The sequence below is a fragment of the Cupriavidus laharis genome (assembly GCF_914271435.1).
GTDB lineage: Bacteria > Pseudomonadota > Gammaproteobacteria > Burkholderiales > Burkholderiaceae > Cupriavidus > Cupriavidus laharis.
In genome coordinates this window covers 54,216-80,186 of record NZ_CAJZAI010000016.1, presented here as the reverse complement: position 1 = coordinate 80,186, position 25,971 = coordinate 54,216, and the positions used below count along the sequence as shown (strand labels likewise).

Here is a 25,971-nt window from a genome sequence, read left to right as displayed (position 1 = left end):
TTCCATGAGCCATTTCCTCGACCGACTGACGCATTTCACGTTGCCCAGGGAAAACTTCGCGGGCGATCACGGGCGGACCACTGGCGAAGACCGGACCTGGGAGGACGCATACCGGAACCGCTGGTCACATGACAAGATCGTGCGCAGCACCCATGGGGTCAACTGCACGGGTTCCTGTTCCTGGAAGATCTACGTCAAGGGCGGCATCGTGACGTGGGAAACGCAGCAGACCGACTATCCGCGCACGCGCTGGGACATGCCCAACCATGAACCGAGAGGCTGCGCGCGCGGCGCCAGCTACTCGTGGTATCTCTACAGCGCCAATCGCGTGAAGTATCCGATGGTGCGCGGGCGCCTGCTCAAGCGTTGGCGCGCAGCTCTCGCGGCGGCGAAGAACCCGGTCGAGGCATGGGCGCTGATCGTGGAGGACGACGTCGCGCGCCGCGACTACCAGCACGTGCGCGGCATGGGAGGCTTCGTGCGCAGCAGTTGGGAAGAGGTCAACCAGCTGGTGGCGGCAGCCAATGTCTACACGATCCGCAAGCATGGGCCAGATCGCATCATCGGTTTCTCGCCGATTCCCGCGATGAGCATGGTGAGCTACGCCGCGGGCAGCCGCTACCTGAGCCTGATCGGCGGCGTCTGCATGAGTTTCTACGACTGGTACTGCGACCTTCCCCCGGCAAGCCCGCAGATCTGGGGCGAGCAGACCGACGTGCCGGAAAGCGCGGACTGGTACAACAGCGGCTACATCATCGCCTGGGGCTCCAATGTGCCGCAGACGCGTACCCCTGATGCGCATTTCTTTACCGAGGTGCGCTACAAGGGCACGAAGATCGTCTCGGTGACGCCCGACTACAGCGAAGTGGCCAAGCTGGCTGACCTGTGGCTCCATCCCAAGCAGGGCACCGATGCAGCGGTAGCGATGGCGATGGGACACGTCGTTCTGCGGGAGTTCTATTTCGAGCAGCGCAGCGAATACTTCGACGATTACGCCCGCCGCTACACCGACCTGCCCAACCTGGTCCTGCTGCGCGAGCATCGCCTGCCTGACGGCAGCGTGGTGCAGGTGCCGGACCGCTATGTGCGGGCCGCCGATTTCGGCGATACGCTCGGCCAGGTCAACAACCCGGAATGGAAGACCGTCGCCTTCGATACGGAGGGCCGCGTCGTGGTGCCCAACGGCTCGATCGGTTTTCGCTGGGGAGCCGAGGGGCGCGACGATACCGGTAAATGGAACCTCGAGGAAAAGGACGCGCGCGACGGCTCGCCGCTCAGGCTCCGCCTGTCCGTGCTGGAAGGCGCGGACCCGGGGCATGAGGTCGTCGAGGCAGGCTTTCCCTATTTTGGCGGCATCGAGACCCCGCACTTTCCGGCCAATGAGCAGGGCAGCGACGTCAACCGCGCCCGCATCCCGGCCGTGCGCATGCAGATCGGCGACCGCACCGCGCTTGTGGCAACTGTGTTCGACCTCCAGGCAGCGCAGTACGGCATTGACCGCGGCCTGGGCAGCGGCGCGGCGAGCTACGACGCCAATGCCCCGTACACGCCTGCCTGGGCGGAGGCCATTACCGGTGTGCCGCGCCAGCACATCGTTACCGTGGCACGGGAGTTCGCGGCCAACGCGGACAAGACGCAGGGCAGGTCGATGGTCATCATCGGCGCCGGCATGAACCACTGGTATCACTGCGACATGAACTACCGCGGTGTCATCAACCTGCTGATGATGTGCGGCTGCATCGGCAAGAGCGGTGGCGGCTGGTCGCACTACGTCGGACAGGAAAAGCTGCGTCCGCAGACCGGATGGACGGCGCTGGCCTTTGCGCTGGACTGGTCCCGGCCGCCGCGCCACCAGAACAGCACCAGCTTCTTCTATGCGCATACGGACCAGTGGCGCTACGAGAAGCTCGGCATCGAGGAGATCGTGTCGCCGCTGGCCGACCGGAGCCTGTACGGCGGCAGCATGATCGACTACAACGTGCGCGCCGAGCGCATGGGCTGGCTGCCGAGCGCGCCGCAGCTTGACATCAATCCGCTGGACGTGGCCGCGCAAGCGGACGCCGCCGGTCTCGCGCCGCGAGATTTCATCGCGCGCGGGCTCAAGGACGGAACCTTGCGGATGAGCTGCGAAGATCCCGATGCGCCGGAGAACTGGCCGCGCAATATGTTCGTGTGGCGCAGCAACCTGCTGGGCTCGAGCGGCAAGGGGCACGAGTACTTCTGCAAACACCTGCTGGGTACCGGAAGCGGCGTTCAGGGCAAGGATCTCGGGGCCGACGAGGCGCGGCCCCATGAGGTGAAGTGGCACGAACAGGCTCCGGAAGGAAAGCTCGACCTGCTGGTGACGCTGGACTTCCGCATGAGCACGACATGTCTCTACTCGGACATCGTGCTGCCGACGGCCAGTTGGTACGAGAAGAACGACCTGAACACCAGCGACATGCACCCGTTCATCCACCCGTTGTCGGCGGCCGTGGATCCGGTGTGGGAGTCCCGCTCCGACTGGGAGATCTACAAGGGCTTTGCCAAGGCGTTCAGCGAAGTCTGTGTCGGCCACCTGGGGGTGGAGCGCGACACGGTCATGACGCCGCTGATGCACGACACGCCGGCCGAACTGGCCCAACCCTACGGCGTGGCGGAATGGAAGAAGGGCGAGTGCGACCTGATTCCCGGAAAGACCGCGCCCCAGGTCACCATCGTCGAGCGCGACTATCCGAACCTCTACAGGCGTTTCACCGCGCTCGGCCCGCTCATGGACAAGCTCGGCAACGGCGGCAAGGGCATCGCCTGGAAGACCGGCACGGAGGTGGAGCAGCTCGGGCAGCTAAATGGCGTGGTCGAGGAGCCCGGGGCGACCCAGGGACGGCCGCGCATCCTGACCGATATCGACGCGTGCGAGGTGATCCTCCTGCTCGCTCCCGAGACCAACGGGCATGTCGCGGTCAAGGCGTGGGAGGCGCTGTCGCAAGCCACGGGGCGCGAGCATGCGCACCTGGCCCTCTACCGCGAGGACGAGAAGATCCGCTACCGCGACATCCAGGCGCAGCCGCGCAAGATCATCAGCAGCCCGACCTGGAGCGGCATCGAGAGCGAGACGGTCAGCTACAACGCCGGCTACACCAATGTCCATGAGCTGATTCCGTGGCGGACGCTGACGGGGCGCCAGCAGTTCTACCAGGATCACCCCTGGATGATCGCCTTCGGCGAAGGTTTTTCCACCTACCGGCCGCCGGTGGACATGAAGGCGACCAACCGCATGGCCGGCATACGGCCGAACGGCAACACGGAGATCGTGCTGAACTTCCTGACCCCGCACCAGAAGTGGGGCATCCACAGCACCTACACCGACAACCTGATCATGCTGACGCTCAACCGCGGCGGTCCGGTGGCGTGGCTGAGCGAGGAAGACGCGAAACGTGCCGGGATCGAAGACAACGACTGGATGGAGCTGTTCAACGCCAACGGCGCCGTGACCGTGCGCGCGGTGGTCAGCCAGCGCATCCAGCCGGGCATCCTGATGATGTACCACGCGCAGGAGAAGATCATCAACACGCCGGGCAGCGAGATCACCGGCGTGCGGGGCGGCATCCACAACTCGGTGACGCGGGTGGTGCTCAAGCCCACCCACATGATCGGCGGTTATGCGCAGCTGAGCTACGGCTTCAACTACTACGGCACGATCGGCACCAACCGCGACGAGTTCGTGGTGGTGCGGAAGATGAGGACGGTCGACTGGCTCGATACCCCGCGCGACGACTATCTTGCCGCCGCATATCAGGCACAGGGCGAAAACCCCTAAAAGACGGAGCCCCACGATGAAAATCCGCGCACAGATCGGCATGGTCCTGAACCTGGACAAATGCATCGGTTGCCACACCTGCAGCGTGACGTGCAAGAACGTATGGACCAGCCGTCCTGGGGTGGAGTACGCCTGGTTCAACAATGTCGAGACCAAGCCTGGTATCGGCTACCCGAAGGAGTGGGAGAACCAGGACCGCTGGAACGGAGGCTGGACGCGCAAGGCCGACGGCAGCATCGTGCCGCGCCAGGGCGGAAAGTGGCAACTGCTGATGAAGATCTTCGCCAACCCGAACCTGCCGGAGATCGACGACTACTACGAGCCCTTCACGTTCGACTACGACCACCTGCACACGGCGCCCGAGATGAAGGCGGCCCCCACGGCGCGGCCGCGCAGCCTGATCACCGGCCAGCGCATGGAAAAGATCGAATGGGGACCGAACTGGGAGGAGATCCTGGGCAGCGAATTCAGCAAGCGCAGCCGCGACCGCAACTTCGACGACATCCAGAAGGACATCTATGGTCAGTTCGAGAACACCTTCATGATGTACCTGCCACGGCTGTGCGAGCACTGCCTGAACCCGGCCTGCGTGGCGAGTTGCCCGTCGGGCTCGATCTACAAGCGCGAGGAAGACGGCATCGTGCTGATCGACCAGGACAAATGCCGCGGCTGGCGCATGTGCGTGTCGGGCTGTCCGTACAAGAAGATCTACTACAACTGGAAGAGCGGCAAGGCGGAGAAGTGCATCTTCTGCTATCCGCGCATCGAGGCGGGGCAGCCTACTGTCTGCTCGGAGACCTGCGTTGGCCGTATCCGCTACCTTGGCGTCCTGCTGTATGACGCCGACCGCATTGCCGAGGCAGCCTCGGTCGAGAAGGACATCGACCTGTACCAGGCGCAGCTCGACATTTTCCTGGACCCCAATGATCCGGCCGTGATCGAGCAGGCGCGGGCCGATGGCGTGCCCGACGCGTGGCTGGTGGCGGCGCGCACCAGCCCGGTCTACAAGATGGCCGTGGACTGGAAGGTGGCGTTGCCGCTGCATCCGGAATACCGCACGCTGCCGATGGTGTGGTACGTGCCGCCGCTGTCGCCGATCACCGCCGCGGCCAACGCGGGGCAGATCGGCGCCTATGGTGAACTGCCGGACGTGAGCCAGCTCCGCATCCCGGTGAAGTACCTGGCCAACCTGCTGACCGCCGGCGACATCCCGCCGGTCGTGCGCGCACTGGAACGCATGCTGGCCATGCGCGCGTACCAGCGCGGCAAGCACGTGGAAGGCGAGCCGAACCTGGCCGCGCTGCGCCAGGCGGGCCTGTCGATCGAACAAGTCGAGGACATGTACCGCATCATGGCCATCGCGAACTACGAGGACCGCTTCGTCATTCCGACCACGCATCGCGAGTATGCCGAGAATGCCTTCAATGTGCGCGGCGGCTGCGGGTTCTCGTTCGGCAATGGCTGCAGTGAAGGCGTCACCGAGACCAGCCTTTTCGGCAGCGAGAAGAAGCGGACCATCCCGATCCGGGTGGAGCTTTGACATGGCAGCGATCACCTACACGCTGCGGTGCCTGGCACATCTGCTGCGCTACCCGGATGCCTCCATGCGCGCGCACTTGCCGGAAGTCCGGCAGGCCATCGATGCCGATGGCGCCTTGAACGCCGGCCGGCGCGCCGAACTGATCGCGCTGGCGCACCGACTCGAAGCGGAGGGCCTGGAAGCGGAAGCGGCATACGTCGACCTGTTCGATCGCGGCCGCGCTACCGCGCTCCACCTGTTCGAGCACGTGCATGGCGATTCGCGCGATCGCGGCCAGGCGATGGTCGATCTTGTGCTGACCTATGAACAGGCCGGCCTGCATCTTGCACCGGGCGAGCTGCCGGATCACCTGACCGTCCTGCTCGAATATGCATCCACGCAGCCGGCGAAGTCCGCCCGGGCCTTCCTGAACGAGTTCGCCCACATCGTGCAGGCGATCGCCGAAGCGTTGCGTCGGCGCAGGAGTGGCTACGTGGCCGTCCTTGCGGCTGTCCTCGATCTCGCCGGGCAGCCGCTGCGGCAAGTCGCCATCGCGGAAGAGCCTGCGCTGGATGAGACCTGGGCCGAGCCGCCTGCGTTCGACGGCTGTTCCAGCGCCGGCCAGGCGGGGCCGGGCACGGAGCAACCTGTCCATGTCGTCCGCCGCGCGTCCGGGCAGGGCGCCGGTCAACGTTGACACAAGAGGAGCGCATCATGCCACTCACCTTGCACAACTTCCTCTTCAACGTCTACCCGTACCTGTGCGGCGCGGTGTTCCTGATGGGCAGCCTGGCGCGTTTCGACCGCGACCAGTACACGTGGAAGAGCGACAGCTCGCAACTGCTGCGCGCGCGGCAGTTGCGCTGGGGCAGCAACCTGTTCCATATCGGCATCCTGTTCCTGTTCTTTGGCCACACCGTCGGCCTGCTGACACCGCACGTGTTCTACGAGTGGATCATCACCGCATCGAACAAGCAGATGCTGGCGATGATTTCGGGCGGCATTGCCGGCTTCATCTGCTTCATCGGCCTGAGCATGCTGCTGCACCGGCGCATCTTTGACCCACGGATCCGGCTGACCAGCCATCGCACCGACCTGGCCATCCTGATCATCCTCTGGGTGCAACTGGTGCTGGGCCTCGTGACGCTGCCGTTCTCGTACGCGCATCTTGCCGATGCCACCGACATGCTGATCCTGGCGGACTGGGCGCAACGGGTGGTCACGTTCCGGCCCGATGCCACGGGACTGCTGCACGTGGCGTGGCCGTTCAAGGTGCACCTGGTGCTCGGCATGACCATCTTCCTGCTGTTCCCGTTCAGCCGTCTCGTGCACGTATGGAGCGGCTTCGCCACCGTGGTGTACCTGGTCCGACCGTACCAGCTCGTGCGCTCGCGCAAGCTGAACGTCCCGGCGCAGGCCCAGCCGGGCAAGAAGCAAGCGTGAGGGAGCTGCCATGACCACTGCCACGGAATCCGCGCTGCCGCACGTCAACGACGTGGCGCTGACTGCGCCGACGGAAAGCGTTGACGTTCAGGCGCTGCGCCAGCGTGCCTGCACGGAGCTGCTGCGCCAGGCAGCAATCGAAGCGGGACTGCTGGCCGCGGACGATCCTGTGCCCGTCGGCGGTGCTATCTCGGAAGCCGCCGCATCGGCGATCGAGCTGCTGATCGAGAGGATGGTGCAGGTTCCGCAGCCTACTGACGAGGCCTGCCAGCGCCACCATGCTGCACATGCCGCGCGATACCGCGTGGGCGAACGCGTTCATGCGCGCCACATCCTGTTTGCCGTGACGCCGGGGGTTGACGTCAACGCCCTGCGCCAGCGCGCAGAGGCCTGCCTGCTCGATGTGCGAAACCGCACGCCGGAGGAGCAGGCGGCGGGTGATCGGTTTGCCGTTGTCGCAGCCTCGACATCCAATTGCCCGAGTGGCGCGCAGGGTGGAGACCTGGGGTGGCTGACCTCGGAAGAATGCGCGCCGGAGTTCGCGCGGGAGATCTTTGGCAAGGCGGAAGTCGGCGTGCTGCCGCGCCTTGTCCACAGCCGGTTCGGCCTGCACGTGGTGGAGATCCTGTCGCGTGAACCTGGTCACGACCAGCCGTATGCCGCCGTGCGGCAGGCCGTGGCGCAGTCGCTCTGGCACGCAAGCTTTGCCACGGCACTTTCGCAGTACGTCCAGGTGCTCGCCGGCCGCGCGCGCGTGCATGGCATCGCGCTGGACGGTGCGGCTACGCCGCTGGTGCAATAGGCAGCATGGCGATCCGATGGGCGGCGCTGCGGACTAATGTTTGCCGTGCGCCGGACTGAAGAAGTAAGGCACCAGTGCTGTCACCACCAGCACGGCCGCCGACAGGAAGATGGCTGCGTATGTCGCAGGCTCGCCCCAGTGCTCTACGTGCCCCATATTGGCAATCAGCCCGAAGCCCCACGACGTGAGCGCGGAGCCAAGGAACACGAAGGTATTGAGCAGGCCCAGGCCGCGCCCGCGCTTTGACGGCGGGATCAGGCTGCGGCCCTGCGCCATGACGAGCGGGTGCAGCATGCCGATGGTCGAGAGCAGCGCCATCAGTGCCACGCCGCTGGCCACGCCGGAATCGGGCCACTGCACCAGCATCAGCGCGCCCGACATCGACAGGCAGGACCACGCCAGGATGGTTGCCTTGAGCGAGCTGCGCCGCACCAGCACGGGCAGTACGAAGGCGGTGAGGAAGCCGGCCACGCTCAGCAGCGTGAGCGCCACGCCGCGGGGGCCTGAGCTGAGTCCGTAGACGTCCGCCAGATAGGGGCCGCTCCACGCGTTGCGGAACGCCGTGCCCGCTGCCATGGCCACGCATAGCGGGATCAGCGTCCACAGCGGGACCAGGCCCAGCAGACGGGCGCTTTGCGTCAGCATGGACGGCCACGAGGCGCAGCGCGCCTCCGCATGGCCGGTGTCGCGCACAAAGCGCCAGACGCCATAGGCGGCGGCGATCGTGCACAGCGCCGACACGGACATGGACGCGCGCCAGCCGAAAAGCTCGATCGCCCAGCCGAGCGGTGCGGTCGCGCACAACGCGCCGATCATGCCCATGGCGTTCGACCTGCTGACCACGCGCATGTAATCGCGCTCGGAAAGCTGTTCCGAGGCGAAATGCAGCAGGCCCATGAACACCGGCGCGCAGGCCAGCCCGAGCCCCATCTGCGCCAGCGTGGCCATGGCGCCGTTGGGCGCGGCGACGAACAGGATCGACGATACCGCGCCGACCGCCAGCAGCCATGCCGTGGGCCTGCCCACGCCATACCGGTCGAAAGCAATGCCAACCGGGATCTGGGCCACGGCAAAGGCCAGGAAGAAGGAGGAGGACAGGGCGCCGAAGCCGGCCGGAGACAGGCCGAAATCGTGCTGCAGTTCCGGGGCCATTACCGCCAGGCAGGAACGGAAGAACTGGCTGAGCACAAAGGCGAAGGTCAGGGCGGCGATGCCGCGCGTCGCGGCATCCCGGGAGGAAGCGGCGCTGCCGGTGCGCAGGGTCTGGAGGTCGTCTCCGGTCATTGTTTTTGTTATGGGTGCTGCAGTTTCAAGGCTTCAGAACTCGGGGCGCAGCGCCTGTCCGCGCCCCGTACTGCCGGTTGCCGCTTATCCGGGCAGGGCATCGTAGGTCAGCAGGAAAACCTGCTCCTCGCCCGCGCTGACGGGCAGCCAGACGATTTCCAGGTCCGGGAAGGCGGCTTCCACATTCGCATGCTCGTTGCCGATTTCCACGACCAGCACGCCGCCAGGGTTCAGCCGCGCCTTGGCGCCGGCAATGATCCGGCGCACCACGTCCATGCCATCGTCGCCGCCGGCCAGCGCAATGCGCGGTTCGGCCAGGTATTCGGGCGGCAGCGCCTGCATCGAGGCTTCGTTGACGTACGGCGGATTGGTCAGGATCACGTCGTACGTGGCGCCCGGCGGCAGCGGCGCGTACAGGTCGCCTTCGTACAGGTGGATGCGGTCCTCCATCTTGTAGTCGGCCACGTTGCGGCGCGCCACGGCGAGCGCGTCGGGCGAGATGTCGACGGTATCGACCTGTGCGTTGGGCCAGACGTGGGCCGCCAGGATCGGCAGGCAGCCGGACCCCGTGCAAAGCTCCAGCACCGGGCCGACCTGGGAGGTTTCGCCGATCCACGGCTCCAGCCCTTCCTGCATCAACTCGCCGATGAAGCTGCGCGGCACGATCACGCGCGAATCGACGTAGAAGCGCAGGCCGTGCATATAGGCCTCGTGCGTGATGTAGGCGGCCGGCACGCGTTCGTTCACGCGGCGGTCGATGACGTGCATCACCGCGTCGATTTCCTCGGGCAGCAGGCGCGCGTCGAGGAACGGGTCGAGCGTGTCGAGCGGCAGGTTCAGCGTATGCAGCACCAGGTAGGCGGCTTCGTCGTAGGCGTTGGCGCTGCCGTGGCCGAATGAGAGCTTGGCCGCGGTGAAGCGCGACACCGCCAGGCGCAGCAGGTCGCGTACGGTGCGCAGCGGGGAGGGAGTTGCCATGGTCGTGGGTCCTGTGGTCGATGGAGGAGCGATCGGCAGGCGATCAGGCAATCAGCCGTTCGAGCACGCCACGGTAGACGTTCTTGAGCGGTTCGATGAAGCGGACTTCGACGTTCTCGTCGATCTTGTGGATGCTCGCGTTGGGCGGGCCGAACTCGATCACCTGCGGGCAGATCTTGGCGATGAAGCGGCCGTCGGAAGTGCCGCCCGTGGTCGACAGTTCGGTCTTGACGCCGGTCTCGGCTTCGATGGCCGCCGACAGCGCCTCGGACAGGTCGCCGCGCGGCGTCAGGAAGGGCTCGCCGCCGAGCGTCCAGTCCAGCGTGTATTCGAGCTTGTGCTTGTCCAGGATGGCATGCACGCGCGCCTTCAGGCCCTCGGGCGTGCTTGCCGTGGAGAAGCGGAAGTTGAAGTCGATCGTGACGTGGCCCGGGATGACGTTGGTCGCGCCGGTGCCGCCGTGGATGTTCGACATCTGCCAGCTCGTGGGCGGGAAGTATTCGTTGCCCTGGTCCCACACCTCGGCGGCCAGTTCGGCGAGCGCAGGAGCCGCTTCGTGGATCGGGTTGCGGCCCAGGTGCGGGTAGGCGATATGGCACTGCACGCCCTTGACGACAAGCTTGCCCGACAGCGAGCCGCGGCGGCCGTTCTTGACCATGTCGCCGAGCGTGTCGACCGAGGTGGGCTCGCCAATCACGCAGTAGTCCAGCCGTTCGCCGCGTGCCTTCAGCGCTTCGACGACTTTGATGGTGCCGTCGTGCGCGGGGCCTTCCTCGTCGCTGGTAATCAGGAACGCGATCGAGCCCGCATGGGTCGGATGCACCTTGACGAATTCCTCGACCGCCACGACGAAGCCGGCGATCGACGTCTTCATGTCCGCGGCGCCGCGGCCGAACAGGCGGCCATCACGGTGCGTCGGTTCGAACGGGTCGGAACGCCACTGTTCGAGCGGGCCGGTCGGCACCACGTCGGTGTGGCCGGCAAAGGCCAGCAGCTTGCCGTCCTTGCCTTGCGTGCCGCGCTTCACGGCCCACAGGTTTGTCACGCGGAAATCGTCCGGGCCGCTGACGATGGCTTCGCAGGCGAAGCCGAGCGCCTTCAGGCGGGCTTCCAGCACGGCCTGGCAGCCTTCGTCCGCGGGTGTGACGGAGCGGCGGCGGATCAGGTCTTCGGTGAGGGCAAGGGTGGCGGTCATGGGAGGACGGAAAAAATCAGAACTGGCTGGCGTACTGGTCGGCGGAAAAACCCACGCTGACCTTGCCATTGTGCGCGAGCACCGGGCGCTTGATCAGCGAAGGGCTTTGCTGCATCAGCGCGATGGCGCCGGCTTCCTCCTCGGCGCGGGCCTTGTCGGCGTCCGACAGCGCGCGCCAGGTGGTGCCCTTGCGGTTGAGCAGCGTCGACAGCGGCACGTGCTTCAGCCAGCCGCGCAGCATGGCTTCGTCGACGCCTTGCTTCTTGAAATCGTGGAAGGTGTAGGGGACGCCGTTGGCGTCCAGCCAGGTGCGAGCCTTCTTGACGGTGTCGCAGTTCGGGATGCCGTAGAGCAGGACGGTCATGGCGTGTCGGGTCTTGTGCCGAGGTTCAGCGGTTCAGCGGAAAAGCAGGTTGAGGGCAATCACCAGGCCGCCCAGGCCGAGCGCCACGCCGGCCATGGCCACGGTCGTCATCAGCCGCAGGCGGCGGTCCAGCCGCGCCGCTTCCTTGCGCAGGGCGTCGATGGTGATGGCATGCTGCTCGGCGAGTAGCTTGACCGCCTCGGCCTGCTGCACGGCGGCAGCTTCCAGCTCCGCGATGCGTGCGGCCGGGTCGCGCGTTTCCGGCGCGGCACCTTCCGGACCGTCATCCTTGCGCCGGCCTTTCTTGATCTTGTCGATGGTCTTGTTGGCCTGTTCGAGGATCGTGGGCAGGAGGGAGAGGACGGTGCTGACGGTGGTAGGGTCCAGGGCCATGAGTCGCTTGCGGAGGGAGGGCACGTCGCGGGCGGTGTGGCGGGGTGATGCAGGGGATGGCCCGGCTGGCTGCCCCGCCATGCGCGGGGCAGCCAGCCGGCCGGCCGCGGGCGATCAGTCGCCGCGCAGCAGGTCGTTCAGGCTGGTCTTGGCGCGGGTCTGCGCGTCCACCTTCTTGACGATCACGGCGCAATACAGGCTGTACTTGCCATCCTTGGACGGCAGGTTGCCCGCCACCACGACCGAGCCGGCCGGCACGCGGCCATAGTGGATTTCGCCGGTTTCGCGGTCGTAGATCTTGGTCGACTGGCCCAGGTACACGCCCATCGAGATGACCGAGTTCTCTTCGACGATCACGCCTTCCACGACTTCCGAACGCGCGCCGATGAAGCAGTTGTCCTCGATGATGACCGGGTTGGCCTGCAGCGGCTCCAGCACGCCGCCGATGCCCACGCCGCCCGACAGGTGGACGTTCTTGCCGATCTGCGCGCACGAACCGACGGTGGCCCAGGTATCGACCATCGTGCCTTCATCGACATAGGCGCCGATGTTCACGTACGACGGCATCAGCACGGCGTTCTTGGCGATGAACGAACCACGGCGTGCCACGGCGGGCGGCACCACGCGGAAGCCGGCCTTGGCAAAGTCGTCGGCGCTCCAGTTGGCGAACTTGGTCGGGACCTTGTCGTAGAACTGGGCGAAGCCGCCGGCGCTCATCGGCGCGTTGTCTTCCAGGCGGAACGACAGCAGCACGGCCTTCTTGACCCACTGGTTGACGATCCAGTCCTTGCCTTGCTTCTCGGCCACGCGCAGGGTGCCGGCATCGAGCTGGCCGATGACGTTGGCGACCGCCTCGCGGATATCGGCGGGGGCGGACTTCGGCGACAGGCTGGTGCGGTCTTCCCAGGCCTGGTCGATCAGGGCTTGCAGAGCTTGCGTCATGTTCGTCTTCTCAGGTGTTGAATGGTTGAAAGTTTCGGTCTGGCGATCTGGTGGACTGGCCCAATTGTTTTCTCCCTCTCCCCTCAGCGGGAGAGGGGCGCAAACCAGTGGCTGAGACAAAGCCCTCAGCCCAGCGACTTGCAGAATTCCACGATTCGCCGCGCCCCTTCCAGGCATTCCTCCGGCGTGGCCACCAGTGCCATACGCACGCGGTTCGCACCGGGGTTGATGCCATCGGCTTCGCGCGCGAGGTAGCTGCCCGGCAGCACCGTGACGTTCTGCGCGGCCAGCAGTCGCGCGGCGAATTCGACATCGGTCAGGCCAGTGCGCGAGACATCGGCCCACAGATAGAAGCCGGCGTCCGGCAACGCCACGTCCAGCACCTCGGCGAGCATCGGCGTCACTTCGCTGAACTTGCGCACATAGGCGGCGCGGTTCTCGCGCACGTGGGCTTCGTCGTTCCAGGCGGCAATGCTGGCGGTCTGCACTGCCGGGTTCATCGCGCCGCCGTGGTAGGTACGGTATAGCAGGAATTTCTTCAGCAGGGCGGCATCGCCGGCGACGAAGCCGGAGCGCAGGCCGGGCACGTTCGAGCGCTTGGACAGGCTCGAGAACATCACCAGCCGTTCGAAGCCACGGCCCAGCTTGTGGGCAGCCTCCAGCGCACCCAGCGGCGTGCGGCTCTCGTCGAAGTAGATCTCCGAGTAGCACTCGTCCGAGGCGATCACGAAGCCGTACTTGTCCGACAACGCGAACAGTTGTTTCCAGTCCTCCAGCGACAGCACCGCGCCGGTCGGATTGCCCGGCGAGCAGACGTAGAGCAATTGCACCTTCTGCCAGACATCGTCGGCAATGCGCTCGAACGCCGGGGCGAAGTTGCGGGCCGGGTCGCTGTTGGCGAACACCGGCGTGGCGCCGGCCAGCAGCGCGGCGCCTTCATAGATCTGGTAGAACGGGTTCGGGCACAGCACCAGCGCGCCGGGGCGGGTACCGTCCACCACGGTCTGGGCGAACGCGAAGAGCGCTTCGCGCGAGCCGGTCACCGGCAGCACTTCGGTCGCGGCATTGACCTTGGGCAGCCCGTAGCGGCGTTCCAGCCAGGCGGCGATGCACTGTCGTAGTGCATCGGAACCGGCCGTTGTGGGATAATTCGCCAGCCCCGCCAGCGCCTCGGCCAGCGCCTTCTTGATGAATTCTGGCGTGGGATGCTTGGGTTCGCCGATGCCGAAGCTGATCGCTGGCTTGTCGGCCGGCTTCACTTCCGCGAAGAGCACCCGCAGTTTCTCGAAGGGGTAGGGCTGGAGCAGGTCGAGGCGCGGATTCACGTTCTGGATGGGGCCGGTTGAAACGCAGCATTATAAGGGAACGGCGCGCTTTCCCGTGCGACGGCGCGGCCCGCGCGGCGCATCCGGTGTGCGGATGCCGGGCATCACCGGCATGTGATGCCGGCGGCGGATGAGCGCGCTTCCCTGCTGGCCGGCCCTTCCGTAGCCATTCCTAAATGACCAAGAATAATATTGCGGCGCAACATGGCGCCGCCGACCATCATTCGGTCAAGTCCTCGCTTTCCATTCTGATCGGTGCCTCGGTCTGGGGCATTGCGTGGTTCCCATACCGCGTGCTTGCCGGTTGGGGCCTCGGTGGCATGAGCGCCGCGGCACTCGTGAGTTGCGCGGCGGCCGTCGTCTCGCTGCTGGCGTTCCGCAAGCACCTGCGCGGCATGCGCGCATCGTGGCTGTTCGTGGCAATCGGTTTGGCCGCGGGCGTGACCAATGCAGGCTTTGTCTGGGGCAGCGTGAATGGGCATGTCATGCGCGTGCTGCTCCTGTTCTACCTGACCCCGGTCTGGACCGCGCTGTTTGCGCGGCTATTCCTTGGCGAACGGCTGTCGACAGGTGGCCTGGCGCTGATCGCGCTTGCATTGTCCGGTGCCGGCCTGATGCTCTGGACGCCCGAGGTTGGCGTGCCGCTGCCGGGCAGCGCCGCGGAATGGTCCGGGCTGGCGGGCGGGATGGGCTTCGCCGTCAACAACGTGCTGTCGCGGCGCGCCGGGCAGCGGTTTCCCGACATGGATGCGCGCCTGCGCACGGTGGTGGTGTACCTAGGCTGCTCCGCGGTCGGCGTGCCTTGCGCGCTGCTGCTCGACGCGCCATCGGCGGCAATCGTGCCGGGGGCGGGCGCCGCCGTGGCGGCCCTGGTGGCAGGGCTCGCGGCGGTGCTGGTGCTGAGCAACTCGGTGGTCCAGTATGGCCTGCAGCGCCTCCCGGCCAACCGCGTGTCGCTGCTGATGCTGTTCGAGATCGTGGTGGCGGCCGTGTCGTCGTGGTGGCTGGCAACCGAGACGCTGAGCTGGAAGGAGGCCGTCGGCGGCCTCTGCATTGTTGCTGCCGGCGCCTTGTCGGGCCTGGTCCATCGCGGCCGCCGCAGACCGGAAGCCGTGGCAGGGGCGGAAGCCGCCGTCTGAGCGGGTACGCGGGTCAGTGCAGCATGACCCGCGTCACGACTGCCACCAGTGGCTTGCGCACGACGCGCTCCACGGTGCTGTGCAGGCGCAGCGGCCGCAGCAGCATTTTCACGGTCATTTCCACTGGCAGGTGGCGCCGGACCACGGCACTGACGCGCGAGTTGAGCGCCTTCACTTCGTGATCCGGGATGTCTTCCTGCCCGCGTTCCATGCGCAGCACATTGCGCAGCGCGATGGCCGCATCCTCGTTCTTGATCTCGAGTAGCCGGCGCGCAAGCGCACCCAACACCCTGGCGCGGCCGAGCCCCTCGCACTCGGCGAAGCGGTTGAAGAAGCGGAAGAAGTGCTTGTAATGCCGCACCTCGTCATTGGCAATGCGGCGCGTCAGGGTGCGGAGCACCGGCTCGTTGCTGGCCTGTTCCAGCGCACGGTAGTAGGCCGCCGTACCGGTTTCGACGACACAGCGGGCCGCCATTTCCAGTGCCCCGGTCGGCTCGAACTGGTCGATCGAGCAGGTCTGGCTGTATTCGGCGAAGAAGCGTTCGTAGCCGCGCTCCCAGTCGAATTCAGGCCAGACGTGCTCGACATAGCGGCGCAGCGCCAGGCCGTGCTGCAGTTCCTCTGCCTCCCAGTGGTCGGATAGCCACCCGGCCGCGTCGGGCACCCCGGCGTAATAGGTCGCAAGGTTGCCGGCATAGGTGTCGGATCCGCTCTCGATGAACGATGCCGATACCAGCAGGTAGAACAGGTCGCGGTTGCCCCGCACGCGTTCGGACTGGATTGCCCGGTAATCAATCTCGCTGACAGACCACGGCAGGTTTGCCTCTGACGACTGGCTCATGCTCGATCCTCCGCAAAAGGCCGGATGCAGCGCCGGACTCCCGATCCGGAGAGCATTCGGCGTCACGCTGGCATGTTTGAGAGACTAGCATTTACCCTAGTAAGTTTCCCGGTTGTTACATAACTGCTGCAATTGGGCTGGTGCGGGCAAACCGCAAAAGTGCTTGCGGAAACGCTCGTAAATGGCCGCTCGCAAAGGAAAACCGCCCCGGAAAAATGCCGTGGAACCCACTGCCGAAGCGGCCGGAAGGCCGGGTCGCGATGGTATGATTACCGCCAATTCTCGGGCACGGGGGGCGAGAAGGGACGCCGGCGGCACGCCGCGTCCGCCCGTCCGCGTGCGCCGCTCATTCCTGAACGCTCTAATGCTGCGCGCGCTGCCATCAGCGCCGATACCACACGACAACCGTGCGACTATCTTCGATCAAGCTGGCGGGCTTCAAATCCTTCGTCGATCCGACCAATTTCCAGGTGCCCGGCCAGCTGGTGGGCATCGTAGGTCCCAACGGCTGCGGCAAATCCAACATCATTGATGCAGTCCGCTGGGTGCTGGGGGAGTCACGTGCGTCCGAGCTGCGTGGCGAGTCCATGCAGGACGTCATCTTCAACGGTTCCACGGCTCGCAAGCAGGCCGGCCGGGCGAGCGTCGAACTGGTGTTCGACAATGCCGAGGGACGTGCCGCCGGCCAGTGGAGCCAATATACCGAAGTGGCCGTCAAGCGCGTGCTGACTCGCGACGGCACTTCGTCCTATTACATCAACAACCAGCCGGTACGCCGCCGCGACATCCAGGACATCTTCCTGGGCACGGGCCTGGGGCCGCGGGCCTACGCCATCATCGGCCAAGGCATGATCTCGCGCATCATCGAGGCCAAGCCCGATGACATGCGGATCTTCCTGGAAGAAGCCGCGGGCGTGTCCAAATACAAGGAGCGCCGCCGCGAAACCGAAAACCGCCTGTCCGACACGCGCGAGAACCTGACCCGCGTGGAAGACATCCTGCGCGAACTGGGCACCAACCTGGAGAAGCTCGAAGGGCAGGCCGAGGTTGCGCAGCGTTTCAAGACGCTGCAGGCCGACGGCGAAGAGAAACAGCAACTGCTGTGGCTGCTGCGCAAGCGCGAGGCACAGGTTGAGCAGGAGCGCCACCAGCGCGCCATCGAACAAGCCCAGATCGACCTGGAAGCCCAGACGGCGCAACTGCGCCATGTCGAGGCCGAGCTAGAAACCATGCGCGCCGCGCACTACGCGGCATCCGATGGCATGCACGCGGCGCAGGGTGCGCTGTACGAGGCCAATGCGGAAGTCAGCAAGCTGGAAGCCGAGATCCGCTACGTGGTGGAATCGCGCAACCGCGTGCAGGCCCAGATCGCGGCGCTGACCGCCCAGCGCGAGCAGTGGCAGGCCAAGTCGGAGCAGGCCAGCGACGAACTCGCGCAGGCCGAGGAAAACCTGGCCGTGTCTGAAGGGCGCACCGTGGAAGCGCAGGAAGCGGTGGCCCAGAAGAACGACGAGTTGCCCACGCTGGAAGCCCAGTGGCGCGACGCGCAGCAACTGCTCAACGAGCAGCGCGCCGGCATCATGCAGGCCGAACAGGCGCTCAAGCTCGAAGCCGCGCAGCAGCGCAGCGCCGACCAGATGCTGCAGCAGCTCGAACAGCGCCGTGAACGCCTGTCGGGCGAGGAAAAGGGACTGGACCGTCCGGACGAGACGCGGCTGGAGCAGGCGCGCGCCGAACTGGCCGAGCAGGAAGCCGTGCTGGAGGAAGCGCAGGCTATCCTGGCCGATGCCGAGGACAGCGTGCCGCGCCTCGATGGCGAGCGCCGCGCCGCCCAGGAGCGCGTGCAGGGCGAAGCCGCCGCGATTGCCGCCCTGGAGGCACGCCTGTCCGCGCTGAAGCAGCTGCAGGAGAACGTGCAGACCGACGGCAAGGTGCAACCGTGGCTGGCCAAGCATGGCCTGGCGGAGCTGCCGCGGCTGTGGAAGAAGATTCATATCGAGCCGGGCTGGGAAAACGCGCTGGAATCGGTGCTGCGCGAGAAGCTCGCCGCGCTCGAGGTGTCGAACCTGGACTGGGTCAAGGCCTTCCTTTCGGATGCGCCGCCCGCCAAGCTGGCGTTCTATTCGCCGCCGCCCGCGGCGCGGCCGGCGGAGGCCCCTGCCGGCCTGCGTCCGCTGATGTCGCTCGTGCAGGTCGCCGAGCCGGGCATCCGCGCCGTGATGCAGGACTGGCTGGCCGATATCTACACGGCCACGGACATGACGCAGGCGCTGGCCGCCCGCAACACGTTGCCCGAAGGTGCGTCGTTCGTGGTGGCGGAAGGACACCTGATTGGCCGCAACGCCATCCAGATCTACGCCGCCGATTCCGAGCAGGCGGGCATGCTGGCCCGCGAGCAGGAAATCGAGAACCTGCAGAAGCAGGCCCGTGCGCAGATGCTGCTCTCGGATGAAGCCAAGAGCCAGGCCGTCCGCGCTGAAGCCGCCTATACCCAGGCGAGCCAGGCCCTGGCCGAGGCTCGCACGCGCGGCGAGCAGGCGACGCGCCGCGTGCATGCGCTGCAAATGGACGTGCTCAAGCTGTCGCAGGCGATGGAGCGCTACGCAGCGCGCAGCGGCCAGATCCGCGAGGAACTCGAGGAAATCGGCGCGCAGATCGACGAGCAGCGTGCGATCCGCGCCGAATCCGAAGCGAGCTTCGAGCAGCACGATGCCGCGCTGGCCGAGATGCAGGCCACGCATGAAGACCAGCAGATGGCGTTCGAAGCGCTGGACAGCAAGCTGTCGGCAGCGCGCCACCAGTTGCGCGACCTCGAACGCGCGGCGCAGGAGGCGGTCTTTGCCGAACGCAACCTGGCCAGCCGCATCGAGGAACTGCACCGCAATATCCAGGTGGCCAGCGACCAGGCCGAACGCATCGCCGAATCGCTCGAGAACGCACGCGCGGAACTCGAAACGATCAACGAGCAGACCGCCCACACTGGCCTGCAGGACGCACTCGAACGTCGTGCCGAGAAGGAAGAGAAGCTTGGCGCCGCGCGCATCGAGCTCGATGCGTTGTCTGCCCAGCTGCGCCAGCACGACGAGCAGCGCCTGGCCGCCGAGCGCAGCCTGCAGCCGTTGCGCGACCGCATCACCGAATGCCAGCTCAAGGAACAGGCCGCGCGCCTGAACCAGGAGCAATACAGCGAGCAACTGACGACCGCGCAGGTCGACGAGGTGGCGCTGGCCGACAAGCTGACGGGGGATCTCAAGCCCTCTTACCTGCAGGGCGAAGTCACGCGCATCAACAATGCCATCAATGCGCTGGGCCCGGTGAACATGGCCGCGCTCGACGAACTGGCCGCGGCGCGCGAGCGCAAGACCTTCCTCGACGCGCAGTCGGCTGACCTGAACGATGCGATCACGACGCTGGAAGATGCCATCGCCAAGATCGACCAGGAAACCCGCGCGCTGCTGCAAGGCACGTTCGACCAGGTCAACCACCATTTCGGCGAGCTGTTCCCGTCGCTGTTCGGTGGCGGCCAGGCGCGCCTGATCATGACCGGCGAGGAAATCCTCGATGCCGGCGTGCAGGTGATGGCGCAGCCGCCGGGCAAGAAGAACTCAACCATTCATTTGTTGTCGGGCGGCGAAAAGGCGCTGACCGCGATTGCGCTGGTGTTTGCCATGTTCCAGCTGAATCCGGCCCCGTTCTGCCTGCTGGACGAGGTGGACGCCCCGCTCGACGACGCCAATACGGAGCGCTACGCCAATATGGTGGCCCGCATGTCGGACAAGACGCAGTTCGTCTTCATTTCGCACAACAAGATCGCCATGGAAATGGCGCACCAGCTGATCGGCGTGACCATGCAGGAGCAGGGCGTGTCGCGCATCGTGGCGGTGGACATGGATGCGGCAGTGTCGATGGCGGAGGCAGCATGAGCAGTAAGCAGGGGCCCCGCGCAGCGGGGCGGCGCACGCCCGCGAATGCTGCGCGCAACCGACACTACAGTGCTGTGACCAACATGGGCGCTTCGGAGATTGCAGCATGAGCTTCAACATGGACCTGCAGACCGCGCTGATCGTCACCGGTCTTGTTTTCCTGGCGCTGCTGTTCTGCTACAACCAGTGGCAGATCCGCAAGGCGCGCCGCCCGCGCGAACTGCGCCCCGAGGACGACCTCCCGCCGATGCGCGAGCCCGTGGTCGGCCAGTCGACCTCGCCGGAGGTGGCCGCCAAGCTGCATGAGGCGCCCGCGCCCGAGCACGTCGAGCGCCGCGAGCCGACCCTGACGCCTGCCGCACGCCCGGCACAGCATGAGGTTGCGGCGGCGGCCGCTTCGGCAGCCGCCAGCTCGGCCGACGCCGACGATGCCGTGGCCGACGAGGTGGCGCTGGCGGCCGCGCCAGCCGCCTCCGCTGTTGCGGAGGCCGAACCCGAGTCGGAAACCGAGAGCCAGGTGGAAGCCGAAGTGCCGCCGGCCAGGGCGGCCGAGCCGGTGGTGCCTGACGGCCAGCCGCAGCCGGCCACGATCGATCCGCTGATCGACTGCATCGTGCCGCTGCACCTGGAGCGCAAGGCGTCGGGCGACCGTATCCTGCCGCTGACTGGCCGGCTGCGCCGCGCCGGCACCAAGCAGATCCATATCGAGGGCCTGCGCGCGGAAGCCAATGCGTGGGAGCCGGTGACGGCAGGCCATCAGTACGAGGACCTGCAGGTAGCCGTGCAGCTTGCCAACCGCAGCGGCCCGCTCAATGCGCTGGAATTCTCGGAATTCGTGAACGCCGTCGAAGCACTGGCCGAGTCGCTGGATGCTTCGGCCGAATTGCCGGACATGACCGAGACCGTGGCCAATGCGCGCGAGCTGGATGCATTCGCGGCGGGCAGTGACGTGCAGCTCGGCGTCAACGTGATTTCGGACGGCGCGCCGTGGTCGGCCGCCTACGTGCAGAGCGTGGCGACGCAGGACGGACTGGTGCTGTCGCGCGACGGTACGCGCTTCATTCGCTACCACGCCAACGCAGAGGGCGTACAGCGCCCGCTGTTCGCGCTGCAGTTCGGCGACACGAATTTCCTGCGCGATGACCTGACCGTCAAGGGCGGTGGACAGATCACGCTGCTGCTTGACGTGCCGCAGGCGGACCAGGGCGGCAAGCCGTTCAAGACCGTCTGCGAATACGGCTACTCGCTGGCCCAGCGCATGGGCGCGCAACTGGTCGACGACAATATGCGGCCACTGACCGAGGCGTCGTTCGTCGCGATCTTCAACCAGCTCGAGACCCTCTACCAGAAGCTGGAAGCGCGGGGCATGCCCGCCGGTTCGCCAGTGGCGGCACGGTTGTTCAGCGTCTAGCCGGAGCCTGTCATGAACGCAACCCATCGCGGTGCGCCGGCTGATGCCTCCGCGCCGGCCGGCGGCTTGCCGCCCGTAGCCGCCGCCGAACGTGTGCAATGGCTGCGCGAGGAGCTGGACCGCCACAACTACCAGTACTACGTGCTGGATGCACCGACCATCCCGGATGCCGAGTATGACGCGCTTTTCTCCGAGCTGCAGGCGCTGGAAACCGAGCATCCGGAACTGCTGGCGCCCGATTCGCCGACGCAGCGTGTGGGTGGCGCTCCGCTGTCGGCGTTCGATACCGTACGTCACCGCGTGCCGATGCTGTCGCTCAACAACGGCTTCTCCGACGAGGATGTGGTCGGCTTTGACCGCCGCTGCGCACAAGGACTCGGCCGCAACGTTGCGGCCGGCGCCGAGCAGGACCTGTTCAGTGCCGCGGAAGCCGTAGAGTATGCATGCGAGCTGAAGTTCGACGGCTTGGCGATGTCGCTTCGCTACGAGGACGGCCGCCTGGTGCAGGCGGCCACACGTGGCGACGGCGAGACCGGCGAAGACGTGACGGCCAACGTGCGCACCATCAAGGCAATCCCGCTCAAGCTGCGCGGTGCTGCGCCCGCGGTGCTGGAAGTGCGCGGCGAAGTCTTCATGTACCGCCGCGATTTCGACAAGCTCAATGCGCGCCAGGCCGAGGCCGGCGAGAAGACCTTCGTCAATCCGCGCAATGCCGCGGCCGGCAGCCTGCGGCAGCTCGATCCGCGCATTACCGCGAAGCGTCCGCTGTCGTTCTTTGCCTATGGGCTGGGCGAATTGCAGGGCATCGATCGTCCTGCGACCCATAGCGCCATGCTGGACGGCTTTGCCACCATGGGCCTGCCGGTATGCAAGGAACGCGCGGTGGTGAAGGGCGCGCAAGGCCTGCTGGATTTCTACCGCAAGGTGGGCGAGCAGCGCGACCAGCTTCCGTATGACATCGACGGCGTGGTCTACAAGGTCAACGCGCTGGCCGAGCAGGACCAGCTCGGCTTCGTGTCGCGCGCGCCGCGCTTCGCGCTGGCGCACAAGTTCCCTGCGCAGGAGATGACCACCATCGTCGAGGACATCGAAGTGCAGGTCGGCCGCACCGGTGCCATTACGCCGGTGGCACGCTTGCAGCCGGTGTTCGTCGGCGGCGTGACAGTGACCAATGCCACGCTGCACAACGAGGATGAGGTGCGCCGCAAGGACGTGCATATCGGCGATACCGTGATCGTACGCCGCGCCGGCGACGTGATTCCGGAGGTCGTCGCCGTGGTGCTGGAGCGGCGTCCGGAAGGTGCGCGAGCATTCGTGATGCCGACCACCTGCCCGGTGTGCGGTTCGCACATCGAGCGCCTGGAAGACGAAGCCATCGCGCGCTGCACGGGCGGCCTGATCTGTGCGGCGCAGCGCAAGCAGGCGCTGCTGCATTTCGCGCAGCGCCGTGCCATGGATATCGAGGGCCTGGGCGACAAGGTGGTCGAGCAGCTGGTCGACCAGGGCATCGTGCGCACGCCGGCCGATCTCTACAAGCTCGGTGTGGCCAAGCTGGCGGCGCTCGATCGCATGGCGGACAAGTCGGCCACGAACCTGGTGGCGGCAATCGAAGCTTCGCGCAGCACCACGTTCAACCGGTTCATCTTTTCGCTGGGCATCCGTCACGTGGGCGAGGCCACGGCCAAGGATCTCGCGCGCCATTTCGGCAAGCTCGACGGCTTGATGGCGGCCGATGAGGCGGCGCTGCTGGAGGTCAACGATGTGGGCCCGGTGGTGGCGCAGTCGATCGTCAACTTCTTCGGCGAGCCGCACAACGTGGAGGTCATCGAGCAGCTGCGCGCGGCAGGCGTACACTGGCCGGAAAGCGAGCCTGCCGCACGGGCGCCCGCACCGCTGGCAGGCAAGACCTTTGTGCTGACCGGCACGTTGCCGAGCCTGTCGCGCGAGGCCGCCAAGGAAATGCTGGAGGCCGCGGGCGCCAAGGTGGCCGGTTCGGTTTCGAAGAAGACTGACTACGTGGTGGCCGGCGCCGAGGCCGGCAGCAAGCTCGACAAGGCCGAGGCCCTGGGCGTGCCGGTGCTCGATGAGGCCGGCATGCTGGCGCTGCTGGAATCGGCCGGCGTGGACCAACCGGGGGAACAGCCATGATCCGCGAGATTCTCAAGATGGGCGATTCACGCCTGCTGCAGGTGGCGCGGCCGGTCGAGCGCTTCAATACGCCGGAGTTGCGCACGCTTGTCGAAGACATGTTCGACACCATGGACCATGCCAACGGTGCAGGCCTCGCGGCGCCGCAGATCGGCGTGGACCTGCAGGTGGTGATCTTCGGCTTCGACCGCAATCCGCGCTATCCTGACGCGCCGACAGTGCCTAAGACGGTGCTCATCAACCCGGTGCTGGAGATGCTGTCCGACGAGCTGGAGGATGGCTGGGAAGGCTGCCTGTCGGTGCCCGGCTTGCGCGGCGTCGTGCCGCGCTACACGCGCCTCAAATACAGTGGCTACGATCTGATGGGCAGCCGCATCGAGCGCGTGGCGGAAGACTTTCACGCACGCGTCGTGCAACATGAGTGCGACCACCTGCAAGGCATCCTGTATCCCATGCGTGTGCGCGACTTCACGCGCTTCGGCTTTACCGAGGTGCTGTTCCCGGACCTGCCGCCGAACAGCGACGACTGAAGGGCAGCATGTCCACAATAGAAACGGGGCGCCAACTGGCGCCCCGTTTCTATTGGTACGTCGTCGCCGGCGACGCGCCGACAATGCGATGCAAGTGTCTCAGAACTTCTCGAACGGCCCAAGGAAGCGCCACTGCCCCGGCGGCAGGTCGCCCAGCACGACGCGGCCCATGCGCACGCGCTTGAGACCCACCACCTGCAGGCCCACCTGCTCGCACATGCGGCGGATCTGGCGCTTGCGGCCTTCGCGCAGCACGAACCGCAACTGCTCCTCGTTCTGCCAGCTCACCTTGGCCGGCTTGAGCGCCACGCCGTCGAGCGACAGGCCGTGGCGCAGCAGTTCCAGCTTCTCTGCCGGGAAGACTTCACTGACATTGCGTTCGACCACGCCCTCGGGCGAGTGCCATTGCACGCGCACCAGGTATTCCTTCTCGATGGTCGAGTCTTCGCCGATCAGGGCGCGGGCCACGCGGCCATCCTGGGTCAGGACCAGCAGGCCGGTCGAATCGATATCCAGGCGGCCGGCAGGAGCCAGGCTCTTGCGCTGCCACGGCGCAAAGCGCTTGCGCGTGGGGTCTTCCGACCACTGGTTTTCCGCAGTGAACAGGACGACGGCTGGCTCGTAGCCGTCTTCAGCCTGGCCGGAGACATAGCCCACAGGCTTGTGCAGCAGCACCGTGACTCGCTCGCCTTGCTCGGAGCGCGCGGCTTGCAGGATCTCGATGTTGGCGTCGGCCCGCACTCGCGAACCGAGCTCGGTCACGGGCTTGCCGTCGACCAGCACCCAGCCGCGCGGGATCCATTCGTCCGCTTCGCGCCGCGAGCACAGGCCCAGTTCCGACATGCGCTTGGACAGGCGGACGAGGCCGTCATCGTGGCTGGACCCGGGTGTATCACTGCCGCCGGCGTGGGCGGGGTGCTTGTCGGCGCGGGCCGGGCGCGAGCGGTCGGCAGTGTCGCTGAAGCGGCGCGCCGGCGCATCGCCTTGCCTGCCACCGGTGCCCGGTGCGCGGCGCTGGCGGTCGTCGTCGCCATAGCGGCGCGGCGGGCGATTGTCATCGCTGAAACGTCGCGGACGCGCATCGTCATCGCCGAAGCGGCGTGGGCGCGACTCGTCGTCGCGGAAGCGCCGGGGGCGCGCGTCGTCATCGCTAAAACGGCGTGGGCGTGCCTCGTCGTCACGGAAGCGCCGCGGCGGTTCTCCGCCTACGGTGCGTCGCTGGCGCGGCGGGCGGTTGTCGTCGCTGAAGCGCCGGGGGCGCGTGTCGTCATCGCCAAAACGGCGTGGGCGTGCCTCGTTATCGCTGAAACGGCGCGGCGTCTCGCCGCCCTCGGTGCGTCGCGGTCGCGGCGGACGGCTGTCGTCGCTGAAGCGGCGAGGGCGTGCCTCATCATCCCGGAAACGGCGCTGCGGTTCGCGGCCTTCGGTGCGCTGCTGGCGCGGCGGCCGGTTGTCGTCGCCGAAACGCCGAGGGCGTGCGTCGTCATCGGCAAAGCGGCGTGGGCGCGCCTGGCGCTCGTCATCACCAGACCGGCGCGGTGCACGGTCGTCATCGCCGAACCGCCGTGGACGGGCCTCGTTGTCGCCAAAGCGGCGAGGACGTGGCTGGTCATCGTCGAAACGGCGCGGACGTGCCTGCCGCTCGCCGTCGGCGGGACGGCCGTGACGCGGCGGACGTTCTCCGTCGCCGCGAGCAGGCCGCGGGGAGCGGCCCGCGGCAGGGTCGGCGGGGGACGTCGCGCCCTTGGCGGACTTGGCTCCAGCGCCGCCCTGCGCGCGCCGGATGCCTTCGGCCACGGCCTGGACGCGCTTGCGGTTCAGGTCGGAGACGCGCACGGGCCGGTTGCCGGCCGGCTTGCGGGGGGCAGTGCCGGCGGGCGGCTTGATGCCGAGCGTCTTGCGCTTCGGCGAATTGCTGTCGGTCATATCTTCAAT

Annotated in this window: 19 protein-coding genes; 10 read left to right on the top strand and 9 right to left on the bottom strand. The window is 66.6% G+C overall.

From position 1 onward, the window contains the following. The first annotated feature begins 4 nt into the window (after positions 1 to 4). The 5 genes from LDO29_RS23510 to LDO29_RS23490 are packed head-to-tail and all read left to right on the top strand — an operon-like array spanning position 5 to position 7,563. Positions 5 to 3,799: a nitrate reductase subunit alpha gene (locus LDO29_RS23510; RefSeq protein ID WP_224082145.1), complete on the top strand. Its 3,795-nt coding sequence runs from the start codon at positions 5 to 7 to the stop codon at positions 3,797 to 3,799. Between the two features lie 16 nt (positions 3,800 to 3,815). Then, complete coding sequence (narH, locus tag LDO29_RS23505; RefSeq protein ID WP_224082144.1) at positions 3,816 to 5,339, top strand: nitrate reductase subunit beta; 1,524 nt, start codon at positions 3,816 to 3,818, stop codon at positions 5,337 to 5,339. A gap of 1 nt (position 5,340) precedes the next feature. Further along, entirely contained in the window at positions 5,341 to 6,015 is a 675-nt protein-coding gene (gene narJ, locus LDO29_RS23500) for a nitrate reductase molybdenum cofactor assembly chaperone (protein WP_224082143.1), read from the top strand. Positions 6,016 to 6,032: 17 nt separating this feature from the next. Continuing rightward, entirely contained in the window at positions 6,033 to 6,761 is a 729-nt protein-coding gene (gene narI, locus LDO29_RS23495) for a respiratory nitrate reductase subunit gamma (protein ID WP_224082142.1), read from the top strand. A gap of 10 nt (positions 6,762 to 6,771) precedes the next feature. Beyond that, positions 6,772 to 7,563, top strand: a complete 792-nt coding sequence (locus tag LDO29_RS23490; protein ID WP_224082141.1) for a peptidylprolyl isomerase — start codon at positions 6,772 to 6,774, stop codon at positions 7,561 to 7,563. Positions 7,564 to 7,596: 33 nt separating this feature from the next. Here the strand turns inward: LDO29_RS23490 and LDO29_RS23485 are convergent, their stop codons facing one another. From LDO29_RS23485 to dapC, 7 genes are all read right to left on the bottom strand, one after another. Next, positions 7,597 to 8,847 (bottom strand): MFS transporter, encoded by a 1,251-nt coding sequence (locus tag LDO29_RS23485; protein WP_224082140.1) that lies wholly within the window; start codon positions 8,845 to 8,847, stop codon positions 7,597 to 7,599. A gap of 84 nt (positions 8,848 to 8,931) precedes the next feature. Next, positions 8,932 to 9,825 (bottom strand): 50S ribosomal protein L3 N(5)-glutamine methyltransferase, encoded by an 894-nt coding sequence (gene prmB / locus LDO29_RS23480; protein ID WP_224082139.1) that lies wholly within the window; start codon positions 9,823 to 9,825, stop codon positions 8,932 to 8,934. 43 nt (positions 9,826 to 9,868) lie between these two features. Further along, positions 9,869 to 11,020 (bottom strand): succinyl-diaminopimelate desuccinylase, encoded by a 1,152-nt coding sequence (gene dapE, locus LDO29_RS23475; RefSeq protein WP_224082138.1) that lies wholly within the window; start codon positions 11,018 to 11,020, stop codon positions 9,869 to 9,871. A gap of 16 nt (positions 11,021 to 11,036) precedes the next feature. Further along, positions 11,037 to 11,384 carry an ArsC family reductase gene (locus LDO29_RS23470; RefSeq protein ID WP_224082137.1) on the bottom strand — a complete coding sequence of 116 codons (348 nt, stop codon included), beginning with the start codon at positions 11,382 to 11,384 and terminating at the stop codon, positions 11,037 to 11,039. Positions 11,385 to 11,417: 33 nt separating this feature from the next. After that, positions 11,418 to 11,777, bottom strand: coding sequence for a hypothetical protein (locus LDO29_RS23465; RefSeq protein WP_224082136.1), 360 nt, complete (start codon positions 11,775 to 11,777; stop codon positions 11,418 to 11,420). A gap of 114 nt (positions 11,778 to 11,891) precedes the next feature. Further along, the gene (gene dapD, locus LDO29_RS23460; protein ID WP_224082135.1) at positions 11,892 to 12,719 is read right to left on the bottom strand and encodes a 2,3,4,5-tetrahydropyridine-2,6-dicarboxylate N-succinyltransferase; all 828 of its coding nucleotides are present in this window, start codon (positions 12,717 to 12,719) and stop codon (positions 11,892 to 11,894) included. A 125-nt stretch (positions 12,720 to 12,844) separates the two neighbouring features. Further along, complete coding sequence (dapC, locus tag LDO29_RS23455) at positions 12,845 to 14,044, bottom strand: succinyldiaminopimelate transaminase (RefSeq protein WP_224082134.1); 1,200 nt, start codon at positions 14,042 to 14,044, stop codon at positions 12,845 to 12,847. A 176-nt stretch (positions 14,045 to 14,220) separates the two neighbouring features. On the opposite strand from dapC, the gene LDO29_RS23450 reads away from it, so the two are divergent. Continuing rightward, positions 14,221 to 15,183: a DMT family transporter gene (locus LDO29_RS23450; RefSeq protein ID WP_224082133.1), complete on the top strand. Its 963-nt coding sequence runs from the start codon at positions 14,221 to 14,223 to the stop codon at positions 15,181 to 15,183. Between the two features lie 13 nt (positions 15,184 to 15,196). Here the strand turns inward: LDO29_RS23450 and LDO29_RS23445 are convergent, their stop codons facing one another. Beyond that, on the bottom strand, positions 15,197 to 16,024 hold the full coding sequence (locus tag LDO29_RS23445; RefSeq protein ID WP_224082132.1) for a ferritin-like domain-containing protein: 828 nt from the start codon (positions 16,022 to 16,024) through the stop codon (positions 15,197 to 15,199). A 407-nt stretch (positions 16,025 to 16,431) separates the two neighbouring features. On the opposite strand from LDO29_RS23445, the gene smc reads away from it, so the two are divergent. The 4 genes from smc (at position 16,432) to def (ending at position 24,036) form a co-directional block, all read left to right on the top strand. Then, positions 16,432 to 19,947, top strand: a complete 3,516-nt coding sequence (gene smc, locus LDO29_RS23440) for a chromosome segregation protein SMC (RefSeq protein ID WP_224082131.1) — start codon at positions 16,432 to 16,434, stop codon at positions 19,945 to 19,947. 106 nt (positions 19,948 to 20,053) lie between these two features. Then, positions 20,054 to 21,358, top strand: a complete 1,305-nt coding sequence (locus tag LDO29_RS23435; RefSeq protein ID WP_224082130.1) for a cell division protein ZipA C-terminal FtsZ-binding domain-containing protein — start codon at positions 20,054 to 20,056, stop codon at positions 21,356 to 21,358. A gap of 12 nt (positions 21,359 to 21,370) precedes the next feature. Beyond that, entirely contained in the window at positions 21,371 to 23,506 is a 2,136-nt protein-coding gene (gene ligA, locus LDO29_RS23430; protein WP_224082129.1) for an NAD-dependent DNA ligase LigA, read from the top strand. Then, on the top strand, positions 23,503 to 24,036 hold the full coding sequence (gene def / locus LDO29_RS23425) for a peptide deformylase (RefSeq protein WP_224082128.1): 534 nt from the start codon (positions 23,503 to 23,505) through the stop codon (positions 24,034 to 24,036). The genes ligA and def overlap by 4 nt, the downstream gene beginning before the upstream one ends. Positions 24,037 to 24,135: 99 nt before the next feature. On the opposite strand, the gene LDO29_RS23420 is transcribed toward def, so the two are convergent. Next, positions 24,136 to 25,962: a pseudouridine synthase gene (locus tag LDO29_RS23420; RefSeq protein ID WP_224082127.1), complete on the bottom strand. Its 1,827-nt coding sequence runs from the start codon at positions 25,960 to 25,962 to the stop codon at positions 24,136 to 24,138. Between the last annotated feature and the right edge of the window lie 9 nt (positions 25,963 to 25,971).

Excerpts from the sequence above, each read along its gene's own strand:
- LDO29_RS23510 (WP_224082145.1), top strand. The coding sequence starts at position 5 with ATGAGCCATTTCCTCGACCGACTGACGCATTTCACGTTGCCCAGGGAA.
- narH (WP_224082144.1), top strand. The coding sequence starts at position 3,816 with ATGAAAATCCGCGCACAGATCGGCATGGTCCTGAACCTGGACAAATGC.
- narJ (WP_224082143.1), top strand. The coding sequence starts at position 5,341 with ATGGCAGCGATCACCTACACGCTGCGGTGCCTGGCACATCTGCTGCGC.
- narI (WP_224082142.1), top strand. The coding sequence starts at position 6,033 with ATGCCACTCACCTTGCACAACTTCCTCTTCAACGTCTACCCGTACCTG.
- LDO29_RS23490 (WP_224082141.1), top strand. The coding sequence starts at position 6,772 with ATGACCACTGCCACGGAATCCGCGCTGCCGCACGTCAACGACGTGGCG.
- LDO29_RS23485 (WP_224082140.1), bottom strand. The coding sequence starts at position 8,847 with ATGACCGGAGACGACCTCCAGACCCTGCGCACCGGCAGCGCCGCTTCC.
- prmB (WP_224082139.1), bottom strand. The coding sequence starts at position 9,825 with ATGGCAACTCCCTCCCCGCTGCGCACCGTACGCGACCTGCTGCGCCTG.
- dapE (WP_224082138.1), bottom strand. The coding sequence starts at position 11,020 with ATGACCGCCACCCTTGCCCTCACCGAAGACCTGATCCGCCGCCGCTCC.
- LDO29_RS23470 (WP_224082137.1), bottom strand. The coding sequence starts at position 11,384 with ATGACCGTCCTGCTCTACGGCATCCCGAACTGCGACACCGTCAAGAAG.
- LDO29_RS23465 (WP_224082136.1), bottom strand. The coding sequence starts at position 11,777 with ATGGCCCTGGACCCTACCACCGTCAGCACCGTCCTCTCCCTCCTGCCC.
- dapD (WP_224082135.1), bottom strand. The coding sequence starts at position 12,719 with ATGACGCAAGCTCTGCAAGCCCTGATCGACCAGGCCTGGGAAGACCGC.
- LDO29_RS23450 (WP_224082133.1), top strand. The coding sequence starts at position 14,221 with ATGACCAAGAATAATATTGCGGCGCAACATGGCGCCGCCGACCATCAT.
- LDO29_RS23445 (WP_224082132.1), bottom strand. The coding sequence starts at position 16,024 with ATGAGCCAGTCGTCAGAGGCAAACCTGCCGTGGTCTGTCAGCGAGATT.
- LDO29_RS23435 (WP_224082130.1), top strand. The coding sequence starts at position 20,054 with ATGAGCTTCAACATGGACCTGCAGACCGCGCTGATCGTCACCGGTCTT.
- ligA (WP_224082129.1), top strand. The coding sequence starts at position 21,371 with ATGAACGCAACCCATCGCGGTGCGCCGGCTGATGCCTCCGCGCCGGCC.
- def (WP_224082128.1), top strand. The coding sequence starts at position 23,503 with ATGATCCGCGAGATTCTCAAGATGGGCGATTCACGCCTGCTGCAGGTG.
- LDO29_RS23420 (WP_224082127.1), bottom strand. The coding sequence starts at position 25,962 with ATGACCGACAGCAATTCGCCGAAGCGCAAGACGCTCGGCATCAAGCCG.